Annotated in this window: 23 protein-coding genes and 1 tRNA gene; 12 read left to right on the forward strand and 12 right to left on the reverse strand. The window is 58.7% G+C overall.

Annotated elements, in window-relative coordinates; translation table 11 throughout:
- Nucleotides 1-45: 45 nt before the first annotated feature.
- From CLM58_RS01905 to CLM58_RS01930, 6 genes are all read left to right on the forward strand, one after another.
- A complete protein-coding gene (locus CLM58_RS01905) occupies nucleotides 46-1,218 on the forward strand; it encodes an ABC transporter substrate-binding protein (protein WP_095594215.1) in 1,173 nt (390 codons plus the stop codon).
- A complete protein-coding gene (locus tag CLM58_RS01910; RefSeq protein ID WP_095594216.1) occupies nucleotides 1,215-2,192 on the forward strand; it encodes a YVTN family beta-propeller repeat protein in 978 nt (325 codons plus the stop codon). Before CLM58_RS01905 ends, CLM58_RS01910 begins: the two co-directional genes overlap by 4 nt.
- A 63-nt stretch (nucleotides 2,193-2,255) precedes the next feature.
- The gene (locus CLM58_RS01915; RefSeq protein ID WP_095594790.1) at nucleotides 2,256-2,708 is read left to right on the forward strand and encodes a cupredoxin domain-containing protein; all 453 of its coding nucleotides are present in this window, start codon (nucleotides 2,256-2,258) and stop codon (nucleotides 2,706-2,708) included.
- A complete protein-coding gene (locus CLM58_RS01920) occupies nucleotides 2,705-3,424 on the forward strand; it encodes an ABC transporter ATP-binding protein (protein WP_095594217.1) in 720 nt (239 codons plus the stop codon). The genes CLM58_RS01915 and CLM58_RS01920 overlap by 4 nt, the downstream gene beginning before the upstream one ends.
- Complete coding sequence (locus CLM58_RS01925; RefSeq protein ID WP_095594218.1) at nucleotides 3,421-4,212, forward strand: ABC transporter permease; 792 nt, start codon at nucleotides 3,421-3,423, stop codon at nucleotides 4,210-4,212. The genes CLM58_RS01920 and CLM58_RS01925 overlap by 4 nt, the downstream gene beginning before the upstream one ends.
- Before the next feature lie 72 nt (nucleotides 4,213-4,284).
- On the forward strand, nucleotides 4,285-4,821 hold the full coding sequence (locus tag CLM58_RS01930; protein WP_095594791.1) for a tetratricopeptide repeat protein: 537 nt from the start codon (nucleotides 4,285-4,287) through the stop codon (nucleotides 4,819-4,821).
- A 230-nt stretch (nucleotides 4,822-5,051) separates the two neighbouring features.
- Here CLM58_RS01930 and CLM58_RS01935 read toward each other — a convergent pair whose 3' ends face one another.
- The 10 genes from CLM58_RS01935 to CLM58_RS01980 form a co-directional block, all read right to left on the reverse strand.
- Nucleotides 5,052-6,257: an AGE family epimerase/isomerase gene (locus CLM58_RS01935; protein ID WP_095594219.1), complete on the reverse strand. Its 1,206-nt coding sequence runs from the start codon at nucleotides 6,255-6,257 to the stop codon at nucleotides 5,052-5,054.
- A gap of 211 nt (nucleotides 6,258-6,468) precedes the next feature.
- Nucleotides 6,469-7,689: a TsoY family (seleno)protein gene (locus tag CLM58_RS01940; protein ID WP_095594220.1), complete on the reverse strand. Its 1,221-nt coding sequence runs from the start codon at nucleotides 7,687-7,689 to the stop codon at nucleotides 6,469-6,471.
- Nucleotides 7,690-7,801: 112 nt separating this feature from the next.
- Nucleotides 7,802-8,635, reverse strand: coding sequence for a metal ABC transporter permease (locus CLM58_RS01945; RefSeq protein WP_095594221.1), 834 nt, complete (start codon nucleotides 8,633-8,635; stop codon nucleotides 7,802-7,804).
- The gene (locus CLM58_RS01950; protein ID WP_095594222.1) at nucleotides 8,632-9,480 is read right to left on the reverse strand and encodes a metal ABC transporter permease; all 849 of its coding nucleotides are present in this window, start codon (nucleotides 9,478-9,480) and stop codon (nucleotides 8,632-8,634) included. The genes CLM58_RS01945 and CLM58_RS01950 overlap by 4 nt, the downstream gene beginning before the upstream one ends.
- Nucleotides 9,477-10,340 (reverse strand): manganese/iron ABC transporter ATP-binding protein, encoded by an 864-nt coding sequence (locus CLM58_RS01955; RefSeq protein ID WP_269843629.1) that lies wholly within the window; start codon nucleotides 10,338-10,340, stop codon nucleotides 9,477-9,479. Before CLM58_RS01955 ends, CLM58_RS01950 begins: the two co-directional genes overlap by 4 nt.
- Nucleotides 10,327-11,220 carry a metal ABC transporter substrate-binding protein gene (locus CLM58_RS01960; protein WP_095594224.1) on the reverse strand — a complete coding sequence of 298 codons (894 nt, stop codon included), beginning with the start codon at nucleotides 11,218-11,220 and terminating at the stop codon, nucleotides 10,327-10,329. The genes CLM58_RS01955 and CLM58_RS01960 overlap by 14 nt, the downstream gene beginning before the upstream one ends.
- 151 nt (nucleotides 11,221-11,371) lie before the next feature.
- A complete protein-coding gene (locus CLM58_RS01965) occupies nucleotides 11,372-12,769 on the reverse strand; it encodes an ArnT family glycosyltransferase (RefSeq protein WP_158221833.1) in 1,398 nt (465 codons plus the stop codon).
- A gap of 16 nt (nucleotides 12,770-12,785) precedes the next feature.
- Nucleotides 12,786-13,097, reverse strand: coding sequence for a lipid-A-disaccharide synthase N-terminal domain-containing protein (locus CLM58_RS01970; RefSeq protein ID WP_095594226.1), 312 nt, complete (start codon nucleotides 13,095-13,097; stop codon nucleotides 12,786-12,788).
- A 1-nt stretch (nucleotide 13,098) separates the two neighbouring features.
- Nucleotides 13,099-13,821, reverse strand: a complete 723-nt coding sequence (locus tag CLM58_RS01975) for a glycosyltransferase family 2 protein (RefSeq protein ID WP_095594792.1) — start codon at nucleotides 13,819-13,821, stop codon at nucleotides 13,099-13,101.
- A gap of 88 nt (nucleotides 13,822-13,909) precedes the next feature.
- Nucleotides 13,910-14,947, reverse strand: a complete 1,038-nt coding sequence (locus CLM58_RS01980) for a LacI family DNA-binding transcriptional regulator (RefSeq protein ID WP_095594227.1) — start codon at nucleotides 14,945-14,947, stop codon at nucleotides 13,910-13,912.
- Between the two features lie 134 nt (nucleotides 14,948-15,081).
- On the opposite strand from CLM58_RS01980, the gene CLM58_RS01985 reads away from it, so the two are divergent.
- Nucleotides 15,082-15,158, forward strand: a tRNA-Arg gene (locus tag CLM58_RS01985).
- A 62-nt stretch (nucleotides 15,159-15,220) separates the two neighbouring features.
- Nucleotides 15,221-15,556 (forward strand): hypothetical protein, encoded by a 336-nt coding sequence (locus tag CLM58_RS01990; RefSeq protein ID WP_095594228.1) that lies wholly within the window; start codon nucleotides 15,221-15,223, stop codon nucleotides 15,554-15,556.
- Between the two features lie 21 nt (nucleotides 15,557-15,577).
- Here CLM58_RS01990 and CLM58_RS01995 read toward each other — a convergent pair whose 3' ends face one another.
- Nucleotides 15,578-16,282 (reverse strand): winged helix-turn-helix domain-containing protein, encoded by a 705-nt coding sequence (locus CLM58_RS01995; RefSeq protein WP_095594229.1) that lies wholly within the window; start codon nucleotides 16,280-16,282, stop codon nucleotides 15,578-15,580.
- Nucleotides 16,254-16,547, reverse strand: a complete 294-nt coding sequence (locus CLM58_RS02000; RefSeq protein WP_095594230.1) for a hypothetical protein — start codon at nucleotides 16,545-16,547, stop codon at nucleotides 16,254-16,256. The genes CLM58_RS01995 and CLM58_RS02000 overlap by 29 nt, the downstream gene beginning before the upstream one ends.
- A gap of 167 nt (nucleotides 16,548-16,714) precedes the next feature.
- On the opposite strand from CLM58_RS02000, the gene CLM58_RS02005 reads away from it, so the two are divergent.
- The 4 genes from CLM58_RS02005 (at nucleotide 16,715) to CLM58_RS02020 (ending at nucleotide 21,805) form a co-directional block, all read left to right on the forward strand.
- Complete coding sequence (locus CLM58_RS02005) at nucleotides 16,715-17,248, forward strand: hypothetical protein (RefSeq protein WP_143226497.1); 534 nt, start codon at nucleotides 16,715-16,717, stop codon at nucleotides 17,246-17,248.
- 124 nt (nucleotides 17,249-17,372) lie between these two features.
- A complete protein-coding gene (locus CLM58_RS02010; RefSeq protein ID WP_095594232.1) occupies nucleotides 17,373-18,011 on the forward strand; it encodes a ribonuclease HII in 639 nt (212 codons plus the stop codon).
- 89 nt (nucleotides 18,012-18,100) lie between these two features.
- The gene (locus CLM58_RS02015) at nucleotides 18,101-19,213 is read left to right on the forward strand and encodes a site-specific DNA-methyltransferase (protein WP_095594793.1); all 1,113 of its coding nucleotides are present in this window, start codon (nucleotides 18,101-18,103) and stop codon (nucleotides 19,211-19,213) included.
- A gap of 150 nt (nucleotides 19,214-19,363) precedes the next feature.
- Nucleotides 19,364-21,805: a calcium-binding protein gene (locus CLM58_RS02020; RefSeq protein WP_095594233.1), complete on the forward strand. Its 2,442-nt coding sequence runs from the start codon at nucleotides 19,364-19,366 to the stop codon at nucleotides 21,803-21,805.
- The last annotated feature ends 94 nt before the right edge of the window (nucleotides 21,806-21,899 follow it).

The following is a 21,899-nucleotide window of genomic DNA, read 5'->3' on the forward strand; positions in this document are numbered from 1 at the left end:
CAGCAGACAAGCTGCCCGCTTTACGTTTGAAGCGGGAGGAAAACTATGTCGATCCGCAGGCGTCTTTGGGCCCGAGCGCTGACCGCGCTGATGATTGCTGCCACACCGGCATTGGCGATCGACATTCCCGTTGTCTATTTGAAGCAAGTGCGGGATGCGCCCCCCGTCCTGTCGAACCTCGATCCGCTTCCGGAAGACTTGGGCCTTGCTGGGGCCGAGGTCGGGCTGGCCGACAACAAGACCACCGGCGGCTTCATGGGTCACAATTACACGCTGGAAATGGCCGTGGTCCCTGTTGGCGACGACATTGCGAAAGCCGCCGAAGAGGCGCTGGCCCGGTCACCCTTCCTGATTCTCGACGTTCAGGGCGCGGACGTCACCGCCATCGCCGACCTGCCCGCTGCCCAATCTGCGCTGCTGTTCAACGCCGCCGACCCCTCGCCTGCGTTGCGAGGCGAAGACTGCCGCACCAACGTGTTTCATACCCTGCCCTCTCTGACTATGCGGGCCGATGCGCTGATGCAGTTCATCCGCTTTAAGAAATGGGACAAGCTGGCCCTGATCGAAGGCACCCACGCCGGTGACCTCGCCTGGTCCAAGGCCATGACCGACAGCGCCACCAAATTCGGCCTGAAGATTCGCAAATCCAAGACATGGGCCTTTGACGCTGACATGCGTCGGAATGCAGCGCAGGAAGTGCCCCTGTTCACCCAAGAGCTGGGTGACTACGACTTGCTGTTGGTGGCTGACGAATTGAACGACTTCGCGCGCTACATCCCGATGAACACCTGGCTGCCCCGCCCCGTCGCCGGGTCCGAAGGGTTGGTCCCCACCACGTGGTCCCGCGTGGTCGAACAATGGGGCGCGGCCCAGCTGCAATCGCGATTCCACGAACACGCAGCCCGCGACATGCGCCCGCAGGATTATGCCGCATGGGCCGCCATCCGTACCGTGGGCGAGGCCGTAACCCGGACCGGTGGCAACGACCCCAAAGCGCTGCGCGATTACATCCTGTCCGAGAATTTCGAACTGGCCGCTTTCAAGGGCCGCCCGCTGTCCTTCCGCACTTGGAACGGCCAGATGCGCCAGCCGATCCCGCTGGTAACCCAAACCGCGCTTGTGGCTCAGGCCCCCTTGCCCGGCTACCTGCACCAACGAACCGAGCTAGACACGCTTGGCACCGATCAACCCGAATCGACCTGTAAGGCCTTCCAATGACCTTTAAGACATGCCTCCGCCCGATCCTAAGCGCCACGGCCATCAGCATACTGGCCCTGCCAGCTTTGTCCGAGGAAATCTGGGTCACCAACGAAAAGGACGACACGATTAGCGTGATCGACGTCGCAACATTGGAAGTCACCCGTACCATCCCCACCGGCGAACGCCCGCGCGGGATCACCTTCTCCAAGGACTATTCCCGCGTTTACATCTGCGCTTCTGACAGCGACACGGTGCAGGTCATGGACCCCGAAACCGGGAAGATCCTGCACGACCTGCCCTCGGGCGAAGACCCAGAGCAGTTCGTCCTGCATCCCAACGACCGCCACCTCTATATCGCCAACGAAGATGACGCGGTGACCACCGTGGTCGACACCGAAACCCGAAAAGTGATCGCCCAAATCAACGTCGGCATCGAGCCCGAGGGCATGGCGGTCTCTCCTGATGGCAAGATCGCCATCACCACATCCGAGACCACCAATATGGCCCACTGGATCGACACCGAAACGCGCGAGCTGTTCGCCAATACACTTGTCGATTCCCGCCCGCGCCATGCCGAATTCGCGGCAGGCGGGTCCGAGCTGTGGGTCAGCTCTGAAATTGGTGGCACGGTCACAGTGTTTGATGTCGAAACCCAAGCCGAGAAAGGCAAGATCCGGTTCGAGGTCAAGGGCGTCCACCCGGACCGCGTTCAGCCCGTCGGGTTCGAGTTCACCGAGGATGAGAAAACTGTCTTCATCGCCCTTGGACCCTCGAACCACGTCGCCGTAGTGAATGCCGAAACGCTGGAAGTCGAAAAATACATCCTCGTCGGACGTCGCGTTTGGCACATGGATTTCAACACCGACAAGTCGCTTCTGTTCACCACGAACGGTGTGTCCGGTGACGTGACCGTGATCGACGTCGCCAAGCGCGAGCCGCTCAAATCCATCAAAGTGGGCCGCTTCCCATGGGGCGCGGCTCTGCGCCCCTAAAAACTCATATGCTCCTCATATGTAGGTCATATGCAGGTCATACACTCAAAACCGGAGAAAATCATGATCCGCACCCTTCCCCTGATCCTGTCCATGGCGCTGTCCGTAACGACCCCGGCGCTAGCCGATGACGATGATGATGACGACGGTTTCGGGCTGGCCGGCATCCTGTCGGCCTCGAACAAGGAAGACCTGCCGCCGATCATCCTGTCAGCTGGCATACCCCTTGCCGACGCCCCGTGGGAGCTGAAATCCGGCACCTATTACGAGTTCGAAATCGAGGGCGATGGCAGCCAAGAACTGGCACTGGTTGGGCCAGAATTCTTCCGCGCCATCTGGGTGGACGAGATCGTGGTCGAGGGCCTTGAAATCCGCCCGCTTGGGCTGGATTCGGTCGAATTCGACGAGGCAGGCGAGATGGAGATCGGCTTTGTCGCCATCAAACCCGGCAGCTACTACCTGAAGGTTCCCGGTTCCACCGGTGAAACCCAGCGACTGGAGATCACCATCAAGTGACAGGATTACACGTCGAGAAGCTGAGTTATCGCTATGGCGCCAAACAGGCGCTGAAACAGGTCAGCTTCGGCGTGTCCCCCGGACAATTCTGCGCGCTTCTTGGCCCCAATGGGGCAGGAAAATCCACTCTTTTCAGCTTGTTAACCCGGTTGTTCACCACTCCAGATGGTCAGATCACCATCGCGGGGCATGACCTGCGGCGCGAGCCTCGCAAGGCGCTGGCAAAGATTGGGGTCGTCTTCCAGCAGTCCACACTGGACCTTGACCTGACCGTCCATCGCAACCTGACTTACTTCGCCGCACTCCATGGGCTTTCAGGGCGCGAAGCTGCCAAGCGTATCGACGCGGCGCTTGATCGACTGAACATGTCCGAACGCCGCCATGAACGGGCGCGGGACCTGAACGGCGGCCACCGCCGCCGGACAGAGATCGCCCGCTGCCTAATCCACGACCCTGCCGTGCTTCTACTTGACGAGCCCACCGTGGGGCTGGATGCCGCCACCCGTCGCGCGATCACCGACCACGTCCACGACCTGTCGGAAAACGACGGCCTGACTGTCCTGTGGGCCACTCATCTGGCCGACGAGGTCCGCGACACCGACCAGCTTGTCGTCCTGCATCATGGGGAGATTCTGGCCAACAACAGCTGCGCAGCACTTCGCGGTAACCAAGCGTTAGCCGATTTTTTCCTAGATCTGACAGGGGCAGAGGCATGACCCCCGCCCTGATCGCACTGCGCGCCATCGTACTGCGCGAGGCCCTGCGGTTCGTTCGCCAACGCGGTCGTTTCATCGCGGCCCTTGTACGCCCCTTGGTCTGGCTGATCGTCTTCGCAGCTGGTTTCCGCGCCGCGCTTGGCCTGTCGATCACACCGCCCTATCAGACCTACACAACCTACGAGACCTACATTGTCCCCGGCTTGTGCGGGATGATCGTGCTGTTCAACGGAATGCAAAGCTCTCTGTCGCTGGTCTATGACCGGGAAATGGGCTCCATGCGCCTGCTGCTGACCAGCCCCCTGCCGCGCTGGTGGCTGCTGGTGTGCCGCCTGATCGCTTCGACGTCGATCTCGATACTGCAGGTCTACAGCTTCCTTGCCATCGCCGCGATTTACGGGATCACCTTACCGTGGCAGGGGTATCTGTACGTCCTGCCCGCGCTGGCCATCGCCGGGGTGATGCTGGGTGCGCTTGGGCTTGCCCTGTCATCACTAATCAAGCAGTTGGAAAACTTCGCGGGCGTTATGAACTTCGTCATCTTCCCGATGTTTTTCCTGTCTTCGGCGCTTTACCCACTTTGGAAAATGGCCGAAAGCTCCGAGCTGTTACACGACATTTGCGCCGTAAACCCATTCACCCATGCGGTAGAGCTGATCCGCTTCGCTCTTTACGCCCAGTTCAACGCAATGGCACTGGTGTGGACGTGCCTTGCGGGTGTGATCCTTTTGGCGCTGGCGCTTTGGGGCTACGACCCGGCACGAGGGCTTGTACGTCGCAAGGGCTGACCTTTTCTACGACCCTAAGGCGCGTGAATGCGGCCCCCTGTTTTGCTAATCTTCACCGCGAAAGGATGTGCCATGAAACACCTCGCGATCATCTTGACCTGCCTCTTCAGCGCCCCGACCTTCGCCGAGAGCGACGAGTTGGGTGACCTGAACCCAGACGAGCTTTCGCTAAACCGCGTGATGGAGAATATCAAACGCGGGCAAACGGACATGACCACCTGCGCCTCGGGCTATTTCATCACCAAGAAGGGTGACCACGATAAAGCCCGCGCGCTGTTTAGGACCTGCGCCGAGGCTGGGTATACGGGCGCAATGACGTGGATGTCCCAGTTGGATAACAATGGGTTAGGTGGCGAATACAACCCCGATGCCGCCGCCCGTTGGGACAAGCGCGCGGCAGATGCTGGCGACCCGGTGGGCAAGTTCAACTATGGCATCAACCTGATGCGCGGACATGGTGTTAAGCGCGACGAAGCTGCCGGGCGGGCACTGGTCGATGAGGCCGCCCGCGAGGGTCTTCAGATTGCCAAACGCTTGCAAGGCGCTGACTATGATCTGGACGAAGTTACGCCTGACGCGGACAACTGGAAATACGCCCCCTTGTTCTGATTTCAGAGCCTATTTCCGGTTTATCCGCAAAATCTAAGACCAAAGAATGAAGCGGCCAGAACCAAAGCTTGATCCGCCTCAAATCACGCCTTCTTGGGGCCGCAATATAGGCCTGAGCGACTCAAGCAGGACGCAATGAACCGAGCCATCCCTACCCTTTTCGCTGCCGCAACCCTGCTTTCGAAATAGGTTGATCTTGTTGCGCTAGCCAGCCATCAGGGCGCGCTTTTCTAGGTGATCGCGCCTTCGACCTCTTCATACAGGCGTGACACGCCCGGAACCAAAGGCAACAGCGTGCCCTGAATCGCGTGATAGATGTCAGGCTTGCCTGCAAACTGGGTCGCATCGGGCTTTCCGTCGGCATCAATTTCCGGAATCCAGCCGCCGGTCTCGTCGATGAAATGTTTCTGCGCGAAGGTCCAACAATCGTTGTACCATTTCTGATCCACGGGCTGGGGGTCGACCTTCATCAGCGCGGCCAAAGCCCCGATCGCCTCGGTCAATGGCCACCAGTAGCGGTTACTGACATCAACGGTCCCGTCGAACCGCAGGGTGTAGGCAAAACCACCGTCGGTCTTGTTCCACGCATCTTCCAGCGCCCGATAGATCACGCACCGCGCCTTGCGGATCGCGGTGGCGTCGGTTCGCCCGCTCAGGTCCCAATATTGTAAAAGGAGCCTGCCCAGCTCAAACGAATGACCCGGCGTGGTACCCGCGGGTTTGAACATGGGGTCGCCTGCATATTCGACGTCTACCGTCCAGTTGGCCGAGTAATGCTCTGGCAGGCGCCAACCATATGTGGGTGCCATGTGATCAAAAAAGAATGCCAAGATACGGCCCGCCCGAGTCAGGTATTTGTCATTGCCGGTAACCTCATAGGCGGTCAACAGCGCCTCGACCCCGTGCATGTTCGCGTTCATGCCGCGATAGGGCAGAAGCTGCGACCAGTCTTGAGAATATTCATCCACGAACAGCTCGGCATCTTCATCCCAAAAGTGTTGATCAAGAATACCGTCGATATCGTCCAACAATTTGGCCGCATCGGGGTGGCCCACATGGGTTGCCGCAGCCGCCGCCAAAAGCACGAAGACATGCCCATAGGCCAGCTTGCGCCCATCTTGAATCCCGTCAGGCCCTACACCCCAGGCGTATCCGCCATGATCAGCGTCCCGATGGCCGTCCCAAAGGTAGCGTACACCTTGATCAATGATCGCATCACTGCCCGCAAACCCGGCCTGTTTGCCCAAGGAGTAGCTGTGGACCAATCGAGTTGTCGTGTGCAGCTCTTGCGTCGTGAACGCCAAGGGCGCGCCCTTTGCATCCAGGACATAAAACCCACCATCTGGGTTGATGCTGGCGGCAAAGAATTCAAACTGGGCCCGCGCTTGCGATCGAAGCCAATCCTGATGGGTCTGATCATGTATGAACTCTGGCATGGTCCGTCCTTTGGCTCTGCTTGGGAGTCTTTTCCCGCATGACCCAAATACTGCACAACTGGTCGCTTTCACCAAGGAAACCTGTTCGGAACGTGCGGCCTCCTGTCTGTTGGGCCGCGCGAGAGGTGTTTACCAAAAGAAAAGGGCCACCTCGGCCAAGCGCTGATCGCTTTTACCAAGGCGGCCCGGTTCAGGCTTTAAGGTTGCTGGCCTATTCGGCCGGGACTGTGGCTGCGGGTGTCGACGACCGGCCGAAATGCATGTGGTTCAATTTCAAAACCAGCAGGATCATCGCAAACTGAAGGATCAGCGCCGGGGCGGTTGCGACCCAATAGGCCACTCCGAACTTGGCGATCAGACCGGTCGCAACCAGACCTTTGTTGACCCAGAAGTGCAGCATGACGGACAGGGCCACACCCGGGCAAACCAGCGCATAGGACCCGGCAGAGCGCTTGCCGTCCTCGGACAGGAAGGTCTGCACATATTTCTGACGACGCAGGATGGCCACGCCAAGCAGCGCAAACAGAACCTGAACCGACAGGAACTTGGTCAGCAGGGTAAAGGTCTCACCCGCGCCGCCATGGACGTCAAAAGTGGTGTGCAACCCGTGGTTCATGCGCATCATGGCGATGCCGATGACAGTGACGATCGGGATCACAATCATCAGGGTCGGGGCGGCTTCGGGATTGGTGCCGTGCTGAACCATCGAGATCACCGCCAGAACCATTGCGACAATGGTGATGATGACGGCGGCAGTGATAAAGATGGTCGACAGCACAACCGATGTGCCAACAATCCAAGACGTTCCCGACATCGCGGACGGGGCGGCCAGACCGACACCCACCATCGCCAGCGCAAAGGCCGGCAGAAGCTGCGCGAAAGAGTTGTTGGCTTTCAGGTCAAACCCACCGTCGCCAAGAACTCTGCCAAAGAACTGGCCCAGAAGGCGGAAGGCGAAGACCCCGATGGCAACGAATGCGATGATGGCCAAGGGGAACAGGTATTCGACAACGCTCCACAGACCCGGAACGAACACAAGGCCAAGGATAAAGCCCACGTTCACAGCCATGGCCAGAGCCAGCGGCAAGGCTTTCATCTGCGATTCCGCATTGGTGCCGTGGATGTTGTCATAGGCTCCGGACTTCTTGAACGCGCTTAGCTGGCGCAAGTTCCAGATCAGCGATTTGTAGTGGAGCACCGCAAAGAAAGCGATGCCAAGCATCGCGACGGCCACCATGGCCTGCCCAATAATGTCCTGCGAGGTGGCATATTTCAGGATGTCCTCGAACACCGGGACGGGTTGGCCCGGATGCGGCACCCAAAACATCAGGTACATGAAAAATGTGACCACAAGGCCACCTGCCCCAAGCGAGGCCAGAAAATACAGCGGGGAATAACGTTGCTCTGCGACGGATTGGGTCGAACCAGACATGGCAGGTCTCCTTTTCTTCGTTCATCCGTTCAAAATTCTGAGAATGAACCTAAGGAGAGGTCACACAGGTTTCTGTGACTTTGGTTACCAAGCGATTGTGCGTCAGTGCAGATTAGACTGTGCGAACGCTGCGGCGTGTGCGCAGACTGCGCCAGATGAAAGCCCCGATAAACACGGTTGTCAGGATCAAAATGATGGTCGGCGCGGGGGCGCTGTCCAACCAGAAACTGGCATAGACACCACCAAGGCAGGACAAGACGGTGATACCCACAGCGACGATCAGCATGGTCGAAAACTGCCGCGTCAGCAGGAACGCGATGGCGCCGGGCGCGATCAGCAGGCCGATGGCAAGGATGATCCCCACCGCTTTCAGTGTGGCTACGATGGTCAGCGACAGGATCGCCAGCAGGCCATAGTGCAAGACCCTCACGGGCAGGCCAGACGTCTGCGCCTGCGCCGGATCAAAGGCGTGCAACAACAGGTCCTTCCATTTCACGATAAGGATCAGAGTCACAGGAACGGCGATCAGCCCGGCAGTCCACAGGTCCGCGGCCCCAACGCCCAGCATGTTGCCGAATAGGATATGATCCAGATGAACGTCCGGTTGTGTCTTAGTGTACATCACGATCCCAAGACCAAACATGCCCGAGAAGACAACGCCCATCACCGTATCCTGCTTCACGCGGCTGTTGCCAGACAGGTACCCGGTCGCCAGCGCGCAGGTCATACCGGCAAAGAAAGCTCCGATCAGCAGGGGGATGTTCAAGAGATACGCCAGAACAACGCCTGGCAGGATCGCGTGGCTGATTGCGTCACCCATCAGGGACCAGCCTTTTAGCACAAGAAAGCACGACAAGATCGCCGTCGGCACTGCGATGATCACCGAAACCCAGAAGGCGTTGACCATAAAGCCAAACTGGAAGGGCATCAGCAGGGTGTCCATCATGCCCTCAACGCTTTGGCCGCCCGTCGGCGGGCAGCAAGAAGCCCATGTTTCGGGGCAAAGACAAAGGCGGTCAGGAAGACCAAGGTCATCAGGACGACAATGACGCCTCCGGTGGCCCCATCCAGAAAATAGCTGATGTAGGCCCCGAAAAAGCTGCATCCGGCCCCGATGGCGACGCTGACCATCAACAGGCGCGGGAAGCGGTCGCACAGCAGATAGGCGGTCGCGCCGGGGGTCACCACCATTGCGATGACCAGAAAAGCGCCGACCGTTTGCAGGGCCGCAACACAGCAGGCCGAAAGCAGGGCGAAGAACAGGACCTTCAGGCGCTCAGGCCGCAGGCCAATGGACCGCGCGTGGCTTTCGTCGAAGAAGACGACCATCAGGTCTTTCCATTTCGCCAGCAGAATAGCGAGCGTCACGAACCCAATGATCGCCAGTTGCAGCGTATCGCCGGGGGTTACCGCCAGAATATTACCAAGTGTGATCGTCTGAATATCCACCGAAGTGGGCGAGATCGACACCATGAACAGCCCTAACCCAAAGAAGCTGGTGAAAATCAGGCCGATGATTGCGTCCTCTTTCAGCCCGGTCCGCTGGTTCAGGAACAACATGGCCGCGGCGGCCAGCCCTCCAGAGAGGAAAGCACCAAGGGCAAAGGGCAGGCCAAGCATATAGGCCCCAGCCACCCCCGGCACGATGGAATGCGACAGCGCATCACCGATCAGCGACCAGCCCTTCAGCATCAGATAAGCAGAGAGAAACGCACAAACCGCCCCCACCAGTGCCGAGACCCACATGGCGTTGGTCATATAGCCATAGGTGAAGGGCTCTAGCAGGATCATCCATCCCCCAATGTGCGGGTTTTGTCATCGTAAACCACGACGGGGCGCTCATCATCGGTCAGGATAGTGACGGCGCGCGTGTCTTCGTCATCGTGGATCTCGTGGCCTTCAAGAACGAAGTGGCGCAGCACCCCGCCAAACGCCAGTTGCAGGTTTTCGGGGGTAAAGGTGGTCTCGGTCGGGCCTTCGGCCAGAATGGTGCGTTTGACCAGCACGGTCCGGTCGCAGAATTCCGGCACCGATCCAAGGTTATGGGTCGACACCAGCATCACGCGGCCTTCTTCCCGAAGATCGCGCAAAAGGGCGATGATCGCCTCTTCGGTTTTCACGTCGACGCCGGTGAAGGGTTCGTCCAGCAGGATTACCTGTCCCTCTTGCGCCAATGCACGGGCCAGGAAGACGCGTTTGCGTTGGCCGCCCGACAGCTCTCCGATTTGGCGGTGACGATAATCGGACATGCCAACACGCGACAGGGCTTCATCCACCGCCTTGCGATCCGCCGCGCCCGGGCGGCGCAGGAAACCCATGTGGCCATAGCGGCCCATCATCACCACGTCCTCGACCAAGACCGGGAAGGACCAATCGACCTCTTCGGCCTGCGGAACATAGGCAACGGTGTTCTTGCGAAGGGCCTGTTTGACGGTCTGCCCCATGACCGAGATATCCCCGGCGGCGACCGGCACAAACCCCATGATTGCCTTGAACAGCGTGGATTTCCCCGCCCCGTTCACGCCCACCAGCGCCGTGATCGTCCCTGTTGGAAGGCTGAAGCTGGCGTCCTTCAGCGCGGTCAGCCCATTGCGATAGGTGACCGTTACCCCTTGGGCCGAGAGGCCAATGGTGGAGTTATCCTTCGGCACCAGTCAGGCCTTTCGCTAGGGTTTCTGTCGTGACGCGCAACAGGTCCAGATAGGTGGGCACGGGGCCATCGGCCTCGGTCAGGCTGTCGACATAGAGGACACCGCCGTAACGCGCACCGGTTTCCCGCGCGACCTGTTTGGCCGGGCGGTCGCTAACAGTGCTTTCGCAGAAGACGGCAGGAATATTGTTGTCCTTCACGCCATCAATGACCTTGCGCACCTGCTGCGGCGTTCCGGTCTGATCGGCGTTCATCGGCCAAAGGTACAGTTCTTGCAGGCCAAAGTCCTTGGCCAGATAGCTGAACGCCCCTTCACAGCTGACCAGCCAGCGTTCGGCCTCTGGCACCTGCTGAATCATTTCACGCAGCGGGTCGATAGTCGACCTGAGTTCGGCCTTATAGGCCTCGGCGTTGGCAGCATAGGTTTCGGCATTTTCCGGGTCATGCTGGGCAAAGGCATCTCGAATGTTGTCGATGTAGACCATTGCGTTGTTCAGCGACATCCAGGCGTGTGGGTTCGGCTTGCCGGTATAAGAACCCTCGGCAATGCTGATCGGCGTGATCCCATCGGTCAGGATCGCCTGTGGCACATCCTTGAGATTGGAGAAGAACTGCTCGAACCAAAGCTCTAGGTTCATTCCGTTCCAAAGGATCAGATCGGCGTCTTGCGCGCGGATGATGTCGCGGGGGGTCGGTTGATAGCCGTGGATCTCGGCCCCCGGTTTGGTGATCGAGACAACCTCTGCCGCGTCACCAGCGACATTCTGCGCCATATCCGCGATCACGGTGAACGTAGTGACAGCTTTGAATTTGTCCGCCGCAAGGACGGGGACAGCAGCGAAACAACAGGCAATCGCAATGGTGAAACCGCGTAGGGTCATTCGGCACCTTTTGTAATCTCTTCTCAACGCATATGAGAGTCATTCTCAACAAGTCAATCAGTTAAGAATGATTCTCAAAAAGAAAACATTGAATTCGGCCTCTAAAAGTTGGATTCGAGCGGATTTTGGGCGTGAAGCGGCCCGAGGGGCCTTAGCGAGCCACCACGGCGCAGCTGGCAGGCAGACGGTAAAGGTAGACTGATCTCTTACGGAAGGCGCCCGTATCCGGGGCCAGTGTGGCGACCGCGGCGACCGGGCCATCGCAATCCGGCTGCTCGTTAGAGCGACTGACCAACAGAACCTCTTTGTTCAGATCCCCGGGCAGCGGATAGCTTTGCGCATAATGGTTCATCGCCCGACCCTCTGGCGGGGTTGAATAGAAGGTCAGCCCGCTGTCGCGCCCGGTGTAATACAGATCCGACAGGATATTGCGCTCGGATGCGACGATCGTGTTCAGACCCTCGGCCCGCGCCGTGTCGATCAGGGCGTCGCTCATCTCGTCCAATCCGGTGTAGCGTTCCAGAAACTTCACATCGTCGGCAAAAAGCGTCGTAATCGGGATGATCAGGCAGAAGCCCGCGTTGATCACGAACGATCCGATCAACCAACGGCGCGACAGCCATGGCAGTACCGCCAGTGTCCCCGCCAGATACGCCGAGGCCGCCCAGTTGGCATAGGCGTTCGACAGCAGTGCCTGCACGCAGACCAGCGCAATGATCGGCAGCGTGAAAAGCTGAAAGAAGCCAAAGGGCCAGCGTCGATCTCGAAGAGGCTGCCAAAGTAGGGCTGCCATCAGGACGGGACCAAACACGGCAAATTGTGAGGCGAAGAAGGTCAGCAGGTTGTCATAGTTCAGGCCCGCACGCGCACCCGGATCGCGGACCCAGTCGGCGTTGTCCATCGTGTGCTCGACAGTGGTCAGGCCATTCAGCAGGTTCCAGACAACATTGGGCGAGATCGCAACGAAGAAGGCCAGCAGGACCAATCCCGCCGACCGCCAACCGAGGCGGGCCTGCGGGATGAACAGCGCCGCCAGCCCTGCACAGATCAGAAAGTAGAAGGCCGCATATTTCGCGAGGAACCCGATCCCAAGCGCAAACCCGGCCAGAACCGCATAAGCCTTGCCGCCTGTCTGCAGCAGCCGCAGATAGCCTGCCAGCGCCAGCGCCATGAATGGGAACAACACGGTGTCGGTCGACATCTGCACAGAGCCAACCGCCACAACAGGCAAGGTCAGATAGCCGACGGCGACCAAGAAACCCGCGCGGGCATCCCACAATCCCTTGGCCACCCGCCCAAGTATCAGCGCCGTGACACCATGCAGGATAGGGACCGGGAAGCGGACCCAGAAGGGCGCGTCGCTGCCCGCCAATTCCGTCACAGCGCGGATGGTCCAGCCGATCAATGGTGGTTTGGAGTAGTACCCGAAAGCAAGCTCTTGCCCCCAAAGCCAGTACTGCGCCTCGTCCACGAACAGATCCATGCGGCTGAACCACAGGAACCCAAGGCGATAGACGGTCAGACCCAGCACGACGGCAAGGGTCAGCATCAGCCAGTTAGGGGGGCTAGACGGGCGTGTTGCGGCGTTCTGCATAGATCAGCCAAAGATTGCGCAGGTAGATGAACAGACCCATGGACTGGCCCAGAATGAAGACGGGGTCCTGTCGATAGACTGCATAGGTGAACAGGATCACCCCACCGCCGACAGAGAAATACCAGAAGGCCAGAGGCACGACCGACCGTTTCGCCTTTTCCGACGCGATCCATTGGACCAGAAATCGGCCCGTGAACAGCAGCTGGCCGAAAAGGCCAAAAGCCACCCACCAGAACTCTACCCAGCTCTGGACATTGAGAAACTTGAAGACGGTTTCGGCCATGTCACTCCGCCTCGGTCGGCTGCGCCTTCTTGCGGCGACGGATCAGCCAGGCGACCCCGATCAGGTCATAGATTCCGACCAGAGCGCGGTTCAGGTTGTTGTATTTCGAACTGCCAGCCTGACGTTCCTTGTGGGCGACATCGACCAAGGCGATTTCCCATCCGTCACGCTTGAAAAGCGCGGGCAGATACCGGTGCATATGGTCAAAATAGGGAAGCCGCAGGAAAGCGTCACGGCGGAAACCCTTCAGCCCGCACCCAGTATCACGGGTGCCGTCTTTCAGGATGCGCGACCGCAGCGCATTGGCGAATTTCGACGCATAACGTTTCGAGGCCGTGTCCTGCCGGTTCACGCGTTGCCCGGCGACAAGGCCCAGACGGCCGGTTTCATCCGCTAGAAGCGGTTCAAACAGTTTCGGCAGCTCTGAGGGTGGGTTCTGGCCATCACCATCCAGTGTGCAAATCACGCGGCCCTTTGCGGCCAGAACGCCGCTGTGAACTCCCGCGCTTTGACCGGCTGAATTGGGATGTTGGATCAGGCGCACCATGGGCAAATCGGCCTGAAGCGCCCGGATGCGGTCAGCCGTATCGTCGGTCGACCCATCGTCTACCGGAAGGATTTCAAAACTGTCGACACTGGAACAGGCTTCGGCGATGCCGCGGATCAGGTCCTCGACATTCTCCGCTTCGTTCTTCATCGGGATAACGATCGAAACGGATGTCATCTTTGACCCCTGCATTGGCCGCCCGAATGGGCAATTGAACGGCGGGTTAGCATCTCTGCAAAAGCCTGTCTACTGCGGCCCACGCGCCTCAGCGGCGCAGCAGGGTATCGCCGGTTTCCAACTTGGGCTCCAACTCGATCCGTTTGCCGGAACTGGTTTGGTCAGCCTCAGAACATTCCAGAATGATTTTCGCGGCAGCCTCACCAATTTCACGGCGGCAGGCATCCATGGTCGCGATACGCTTCGGCAGACCTTCTAGAAGCTCAATCTGGTTGAAGCCCGCGATCCCAAGCTGCCCGGGCACGTCGATCCCGGCGGTCAGGCAGTGCATCAGGCCACCAGCGGCGATCATGTCGTTGGAGTAATACAGGAAATCAAGTTCCGGGGTGCGCTCCAGCATCTCGGCTGTCATTTCGCGCCCCTTGGCCAGACCAGAGCCGCCCGAGTAGAACTCTTGATCGACAATCTCAAGGCCCCGCTTGGCCAGCCCTTCGGTGAACCCTTCAAACCGTTTCCGTGCGCGGTGGTCCAACGGCATCTTGGTGCCAAGGAAACCGATTTTCTTATACCCGGCCTTTGCGATGCGCTCTGCCATGATCAGACCAGCCCGCCGGTGCGAAATACCAACCACTGCGTCGATGGGTTCGCCGTCGACATCCATGATCTCGACAATCGGAATGCCGGCGTTGCGCAACATGGCGGCGGCAGCGTCGCTGTGTTCGATGCCCGCGATGATCACACCTGACGGACGCCAGGACAGCATTTCGTACAGCACAGCCTCTTCGCGTTCCGGGCGATAATGGGTAATGCCCACCACCGGCTGTAGCGGAGAATCTTCCAAAACACTGGAGATGCCGGTCATGACCTCCGGAAAAACCATGTTGGACATCGACGGGATGATCACACCAACAAGGTTCACCCGCTGCGAGGCCAAGGCGCCCGCAATCTTGTTTGGCACGTAACCAAGCCTTTTGGCGGCCTCCAGAACCTTCTGCCGGGTTGCCTCACTCACGTCGCCCCGGTTCCGAAGAACCCGGCTGACGGTCATCTCACTGACGCCCGATGCTTCGGACACATCTCGAAGGGTCAATGGACGAGCAGCACGAGAGGGGGAAGGTTCGGACACGGGTACACCTAAATCGAGTTCTGAGGCTTTCAGTTAGCGCTAATTCTTCGACATATACAAGTGTAAGCGGCGAAAGGTTGCTTTTGCTTTACCGGTTGAAAACCGCGCCTCGACCCGCGAAAAGAAAGACACGCGGCCCCGTGGCTCAACTGGATAGAGCAGCCCCCTCCTAAGGGGCAGGTTGCAGGTTCGAATCCTGCCGGGGTCGCCAATCTGCTTTTAATTGAAATCATTTTCGCCTAGACAATTCATAGAAGAATATTGTGAGGAATTATGCGTCAGTTTTTATTTGTTGCTTCGTTTGCTTTAGTCGCCGCCTGCACACAAGAATCCGCCCCAGAGTACGCAAATTATGGGGGCGAAAGGCTCCAGATCATCGCCAAAGCCAACCCTGGACTAATCGACTCCCAGTTCATAGTTGAAATTAACGGAGTTGTAGCAGTGAACCAGCGATCCAAACCTTTTGGAGGTTCTTCCCAAACCTTCGAAGGATCTTATCGTGGCGAGCGGGTTACCGCACGAGCGACATACGTAGAGAAACTGTTCTCCAGTTACACAATGATTGACGTATTTATCAACGGTACGCTTATTGACACTCTAGTGATCTAACCACACTAGCCGCTGATCAATTCAGACCATCTTGATCACGTCGCTGTCGATCGCCAGCATATAGCCCTTTCGGGCCACGTTGCGGACCAGAAGCTCGCTGACCATCTGATTGCCCAAACTGTCGCGCAGGCGTTTGATACGGGTTGCCCCGGCGGCTTCGTCGCAGTCGGCTTCGGATCTGCCTGAAATCACGGCTTCGATCTGTGAGCCTGACAGCATGTCTCCGTCCATCCGGGCCTCGGCCAGAACCGACAGAGTCTCGATCGCAGCGGGGGTGAGCTTGAACTCCATATTGTTCAGAAGAACCATGTTCTCGTCGCGGCTGATCACAAGCGACGACACTTGAATGCCAGAGCGCTCTATCTCTCCCATCCGGCGGTTAAGCGCGATGATGGTGGTCAGAAAAACCAGAGCCGCGACCAACAACGCAGTCGCAAAGACCAGCAACACGAAGATCACCAGCCGATAAGACGCCAGAACATCCGAAAACGCCGTGCCTGATTGGGCCAGGATTTCCAATAAAGTGACCTCGGCGGCCGAGGTCAGGTTGTCGTTTTCAACAAAAATACGCTCGACGCGCGCGTTGAACGCGTTGGCATCAGGAAGGTTCAGGAACAGAAGAACGGCTGCGACCAGCAGGATCAGAACAATTGCAGCGATCCCGATGGGCACAATCCGCGTGCCTGCACGACGCAGGTCAGTAGCGGAGATAGTATTGTCCGGCACTTTCCTTCCTTTCCGGCAAACCGCTTTGATCAAAGACCGAAAGCACGTTCAGCAATATCCACCCGTCGCCGCCAATCCGGCTGGACACTGCATCGGCAGCATCTCGGCGGCTTGAACACGCGTTATCGGGCAGCTTCACAACACCATAGTGCAAGCGCAGCGGGTTGTCTTTCTTGGCTTTATAGTCGGCATAGCACTCTGCCGCGGCGGGCGAAGCGATACCAAGGGACAAGCCAAGGACAAGGTATGGAAGGACCTTTTTCATGACCCCAACATTGGGAAACTTGGCCCTGCTATTCAATAACAACCTTCAAATTCGCCGTGTTATCCGATGACATTGTGCCGTTATTGCCTGTCTTTCCCCCCTCGACCCATCTTTGACCCATGTTCGAAACGCGGTCCTGCGCCGCATCCAAAATACGGAGCAAAGAAATGATCAAGATCCTGACCGCCGCTGTCCTGTCGACGATGATCGCCGTGGTCCCGGCCGCAGCGCAATCTGACGAGCGCCGCAATAACAATGGCGCGCTGGCCGCCTTCCTTCTGGGTGGGGCCGCTATCATCGCCCTGTCGCAAAGCAACAAGAACAAAGAACGCAAATCCAGCAGCTCGCATTCCAACCGCGATGTCTATCGCCACACCCATGGCGGCTCTACCCACTGGCATCATCGGGACGAAGAGCGTCACAGCAGCCATCGCCACAACGACCGTCCGCAATGGGACCGTCCGAACCGGTCGAACCGCCATGCGCTGCCGTCGCGCTGCATTAAGACCATCGACACTGGCCGCACGAACTTTCGCTATGTCGAAAAGCGCTGCCTGAAACGTGCCGACTATGACCGTCGCCTGCCGCAGGCCTGTGCCGTGTCCGAAGGTCGTGACGGACGCCCGAATGCCTATGGCGTGCGTTGCCTGCGCAAACAAGGCTACCGTTTTGACAACAACCGGTTTGAGGCGCGTCGCTAAGGCGCGAGAGCAGTCGCGGGTCCGTTCCCTATCCCCAACTGGACCGCGCCTCAGACGGGCGGAAGGTGAAAACCTTCCGCCCTTTTTGCTTGCGGGCCCCGCGCCAGCGGGTCATCACCAAGGCATGACTAAAGAAACGCCCGACCTGTCCTTTGAAGCCGCCGCCGCCCAAAACGGGAAATGCCGTGTTGTCGGCGTTGATGAAGTGGGGCGCGGCCCCTGGGCTGGTCCCGTGACCGCAGCCGCCGTCTGGCTGAACCCGAATGATCTGCCCGATGGGATGAATGATTCAAAGAAGCTGACCGCGAAACGGCGCGAGGCCCTGTTTGATGCGATCATGGACAAGGCCGAAGTCAGTATCGCCCATGCCTCGGTTCAGGAAATCGACGAGCTGAACATCCTGCAGGCCACCTATCTGGCCATGCGCCGCGCCATCGCCGGGCTTACCCAATCCCCCGACCACGCGCTGATTGATGGCAACCGGCTGCCGGCCGATCTGCCGTGCTCTGCGGAAACTGTGGTGAAAGGCGACGCGCGTTCGCTGTCCATCGCCGCCGCCTCGATCGTTGCCAAGGTGACCCGAGACCGGATCATGGCCGAACTTGCCGCCGAACACCCCGGCTATGGATGGGAGAGCAACGCCGGATATGGGACAAAAATGCATCAGAACGGGCTGCGTGAATTTGGTGTAACCCCACACCATAGGCGTTCGTTCAAACCGATACACAATATCTTGTATCAAGAACATTCTGTAAGTGACTGATTCAAAAAAGAAATTGACGAAGAATCACCTTTGACTCATCTTGGGGTTAACAACCACGACGCCAAAAAAGGCGCGGGATGAGGCAGAAAATGACTACAAAGACCAAAAAAGCCGGGGCGGCGACGCTTCCGCTCAACCAGATATTGGATGGCGACTGCATCGAGCGCATGAACGCGCTTCCTGCGAATTCCATCGACCTGATCTTCGCGGATCCTCCGTATAACCTTCAGTTGAAGGGCGATCTTCATCGGCCCGATAACTCTAAGGTCGATGCGGTCGACAATGATTGGGACCAGTTCGACAGCTTCCGTGTCTATGACAACTTTACACGCGACTGGCTAGCCGCGGCCCGCCGGATCCTGAAGCCCAACGGCGCGATCTGGGTGATTGGCAGCTATCACAACGTCTTCCGCATGGGGGCAGAGCTGCAGAACCAGGGTTATTGGATCCTGAACGACGTGGTCTGGCGCAAGTCGAACCCGATGCCGAACTTCCGCGGCAAGCGTTTCACCAACGCGCATGAGACCCTGATCTGGGCCTCGAAAGAGGAAGCCAGCAAATACACCTTCAACTATGAAGCGCTGAAGGCGCTGAACGAAGGCGTGCAGATGCGCAGCGACTGGGTTCTGCCGATCTGTACCGGCCATGAGCGCCTGAAAGACGACAACGGCGAGAAAGCACATCCGACGCAAAAGCCGGAAAGCCTGCTGCACCGCGTTCTTGTCGCGACCACCAACCCCGGTGACGTCATTCTGGACCCGTTCTTCGGCACCGGCACCACCGGCGCTGTTGCCAAGATGCTGGGTCGCGAGTTCATCGGCATCGAGCGCGAAGAGGCCTATCGCAAGGTCGCCGAGAAGCGCATCGCCAAGGTTCGCAAATTCGATAAAGAGGCGCTGTCCGTCAGCACCTCGAAACGCGCCCAGCCACGCGTACCCTTTGGCCAGTTGGTCGAGCGTGGCATGTTACGCCCGGGTGAAACCCTGACCTCGCCACGTGGCAAGATCGCCAAGATCCGTGCCGACGGCACACTGGTGTCGCATGACGTGAAGGGCTCGATCCATCAGGTCGGCGCGGCGCTGGAAGGCGCGCCAAGCTGCAACGGCTGGACCTACTGGCATCTCAAGAAAGACGGAAAAACCGTTCCGATCGACATCTTGCGCCAACAAATCCGTGCCGAGATGGAAGAACGCCCTAACTAAGTTTCAAGAATGTACCGCCGGTGCCTGTGACCATACCAATGGGCACCTACCTTTGCCCCGCCTGAATTGGCGGGGCTTTTTTCGTCGTAGGCGAATCTTAAGCCCCCGCCTTCATGATGAGCGTCAGATTTACCTAGTTGGGGGTTTAGCGTGCTTCAGTTTCAACAAGTGTTCACCGGGTCGAACAGCAGCTTTGTTACAACGGTTGCGGACCTAGAGGTCATCTGGCGCGACGGGGCGGCCTATCTGTTTTCAATCACCGCAGATGGCACGCATCTTGCCAGCTTCGGGATCGGGGCCACCCTGTCCGATGTTGATCAAGAGGTGGTGATCAGCGGTTCGGCCCTGACGGCCCCGATGCAGCTGACCACGATCACGGTCGACGGGGTCGCGGTATTGGCAACGACCGGGCGACAAGAAATCGGCATCAGTGGCTTTGATTTCGATACCGCTGGCACAATCGGGGGTGCTCGTTTTCTGTCTGGCTTGGATGGCGATCAGATCGTTGATCTGGTCGAGGTTCAGACAACGGGCGGCACCTATCTTTATGCCAGCCATCTGGGCCTGGGCAGTCTGAGCACTTACCAGGTACAGAACAGCACGACGGTTTCTTATGTTCGAAACCTGTGGATGGGGGATGACACGCAAGGGGTCACTCTGGCGGATTTGGGTACAGTCACCTTGGGCGACGTTCCGCATCTTTTGGTCCTGTCCGAGACCGATACCCGCCTGTCCAGCTATCGCGTCGCCAACGATGGCACGCTGACGCAGACAGCCACCGTCGGGGTTAGTGACGGGTTGGGCATGTCGGGGGCCTCGGCGCTGGAGATCGTGCAGATGCAGGGTCAGGACTATGTGCTTGTTGCCGGGTCGGGCAGTTCGTCGATCAGTGTGATTGCCTTGGGCACCGATGGCTCGATGACCCTGACGGACCATGTCATCGACAATCTCAGGACACGGTTCAGCGACTTGCAGGACCTTGGCGTCACGACATTCGATGACAGAGTTTTCGTCGTAGCCGGTGGCTCGGATGACGGGCTGTCACTGATGCAGTTGCTGCCCGACGGAACCTTGCTTGCCGTTGATAGTTTCGCGGACACGACCGCGACCAGCCTTGCGAATGTCAGCGCGGTAGAGGCGGTTCAGGATGGGGCCAACCTGCGGATCTATGCCAGTTCCGAAAGCGAGGCCGGGATTACAGAGTTCACCTTCACGCCCGGCACGCTGGAGCCGATCCAAACCGGAGGGACGGGCGGCGACACCCTGACCGGCGGAACCGGCAACGATCTGATCTGGGGGGATGCGGGCGACGATGTGATCTCGGGCGGGATGGGGGACGACATCCTGATCGGGGGCGAGGGAAGCGACACTCTGACCGGCGGGTCAGGGGCGGATACTTTTGTGTTTTCCGCCGACGGGGGCGCAGACACGGTCACCGATTTCGACATCGGCGAAGACCGACTTGACCTGTCGCGCCTTGGTTTCGTCTACCGGGCCGAGGACTTGACAATCCTGCCCACCGCCAACGGGGCGACCATTGCCTTTGATGGCGAATTCATCACCCTGATCGCCCATGACGGCCAGCCCATCGACCCAGCGGAATTCACCACCGAAGACCTGTTCGGCCTGACCCATTCGATCAGCAGCAGCACCGAGACCGGGAAACGACTAAAGGGTACTTCGGGGCAGGACTGGTTGGTGGGTGGATCGGGCAACGATGTCTTGCTGGGTGGGCCAAACGGCGACACTCTGGATGGTGGAGACGGGTTTGATACCGCCGATTACTCTACCAGCTATGGCAGTCAGCTGATTGACCTTCTTTTCCCGCAATTCAACACCAATGACGCCGCCGGGGATACCTACATCAGCATTGAATATGTCATCGGCGGCAACGGCCCCGACAACATGCGCGGCACGTTCGGGGATGATCAGCTATTTGGCGGGCCGAATGTCGACTACATCTTTGGCCGCCGCGGGTCTGACACTCTGGTCGGCGGCAAGGGCGACGACGTTTTGCTTGGTGGCGTGGACGCGGACCACCTTGTCGGCGGCGAAAACCGCGATCGCGCCCAATACTCCGAGGCGCAATCATCCGTGCTGGTCGATCTGGAAATGCCAGAGCTGAACACGGGCGAGGCTGCAGGCGACACCTATGACAGTATCGAGGATCTGGCGGGCGGTTTCTACGGTGACAGCCTGCGCGGGGATGCCCAAGACAACAGATTGTTCGGAAGGGAAGGCAACGACCTTTTGTATGGCCGGCAGGGGAACGACTATTTGAACGGTGGCGCGCATAGCGACCGGCTGGAAGGCGGGGCAGGCAATGACACTTTGCGCGGCGGGCAAAATTCAGACTGGTTCGTCTATTCAGCGGGTGCAGACATAGTCGAAGATTTTACCGAGGCGCATGACGACTTTCTGTACATCGACGATTTGCTTTGGGGACAGGCACCCAAAACCGCGGCAGAGGTGCTGGACTATGCGTCGCTTGGCCCAAACGGGGCCGTGTTCGACTTTGGGTCAGGTAATACGCTTACCCTGTTAAACGTGACGGATATCGCCGCGCTGGAAGATGACATCATCATCTTCTAAACCCGAAAATTCCGCGTCTCGATCAACCTTTGATTCACCAAACCCAAACTAGGGTGAGGACAATTGGCCCCTGGCAGAAACCTTAGGAAGCGAG

Origin of the sequence: Actibacterium pelagium, from assembly GCF_002285415.1 — a bacterium.
Taxonomy (GTDB): Bacteria; Pseudomonadota; Alphaproteobacteria; order Rhodobacterales; family Rhodobacteraceae; genus Actibacterium_B; species Actibacterium_B pelagium.

What these genes read in the sequence shown, in the direction of transcription:
- CLM58_RS01940 (WP_095594220.1), bottom strand. Translation starts at nt 7,689, where the DNA reads ATGTCTGGTTCGACCCAATCCGTCGCAGAGCAACGTTATTCCCCGCTG.
- CLM58_RS01965 (WP_158221833.1), bottom strand. Translation starts at nt 12,769, where the DNA reads ATGCTGACCCTTGCCGTCGTGCTGGGTCTGACCGTCTATCGCCTTGGG.
- CLM58_RS01990 (WP_095594228.1), top strand. Translation starts at nt 15,221, where the DNA reads ATGCGTCAGTTTTTATTTGTTGCTTCGTTTGCTTTAGTCGCCGCCTGC.
- CLM58_RS01975 (WP_095594792.1), bottom strand. Translation starts at nt 13,821, where the DNA reads ATGACATCCGTTTCGATCGTTATCCCGATGAAGAACGAAGCGGAGAAT.
- CLM58_RS01935 (WP_095594219.1), bottom strand. Translation starts at nt 6,257, where the DNA reads ATGCCAGAGTTCATACATGATCAGACCCATCAGGATTGGCTTCGATCG.
- CLM58_RS02015 (WP_095594793.1), top strand. Translation starts at nt 18,101, where the DNA reads ATGACTACAAAGACCAAAAAAGCCGGGGCGGCGACGCTTCCGCTCAAC.
- CLM58_RS01910 (WP_095594216.1), top strand. Translation starts at nt 1,215, where the DNA reads ATGACCTTTAAGACATGCCTCCGCCCGATCCTAAGCGCCACGGCCATC.
- CLM58_RS01915 (WP_095594790.1), top strand. Translation starts at nt 2,256, where the DNA reads ATGATCCGCACCCTTCCCCTGATCCTGTCCATGGCGCTGTCCGTAACG.
- CLM58_RS01925 (WP_095594218.1), top strand. Translation starts at nt 3,421, where the DNA reads ATGACCCCCGCCCTGATCGCACTGCGCGCCATCGTACTGCGCGAGGCC.
- CLM58_RS01930 (WP_095594791.1), top strand. Translation starts at nt 4,285, where the DNA reads ATGAAACACCTCGCGATCATCTTGACCTGCCTCTTCAGCGCCCCGACC.
- CLM58_RS01945 (WP_095594221.1), bottom strand. Translation starts at nt 8,635, where the DNA reads ATGATGGACACCCTGCTGATGCCCTTCCAGTTTGGCTTTATGGTCAAC.
- CLM58_RS02000 (WP_095594230.1), bottom strand. Translation starts at nt 16,547, where the DNA reads ATGAAAAAGGTCCTTCCATACCTTGTCCTTGGCTTGTCCCTTGGTATC.
- CLM58_RS01905 (WP_095594215.1), top strand. Translation starts at nt 46, where the DNA reads ATGTCGATCCGCAGGCGTCTTTGGGCCCGAGCGCTGACCGCGCTGATG.
- CLM58_RS01970 (WP_095594226.1), bottom strand. Translation starts at nt 13,097, where the DNA reads ATGGCCGAAACCGTCTTCAAGTTTCTCAATGTCCAGAGCTGGGTAGAG.
- CLM58_RS01950 (WP_095594222.1), bottom strand. Translation starts at nt 9,480, where the DNA reads ATGATCCTGCTAGAGCCCTTCACCTATGGCTATATGACCAACGCCATG.
- CLM58_RS02005 (WP_143226497.1), top strand. Translation starts at nt 16,715, where the DNA reads ATGATCAAGATCCTGACCGCCGCTGTCCTGTCGACGATGATCGCCGTG.
- CLM58_RS01960 (WP_095594224.1), bottom strand. Translation starts at nt 11,220, where the DNA reads ATGACCCTACGCGGTTTCACCATTGCGATTGCCTGTTGTTTCGCTGCT.
- CLM58_RS02010 (WP_095594232.1), top strand. Translation starts at nt 17,373, where the DNA reads ATGACTAAAGAAACGCCCGACCTGTCCTTTGAAGCCGCCGCCGCCCAA.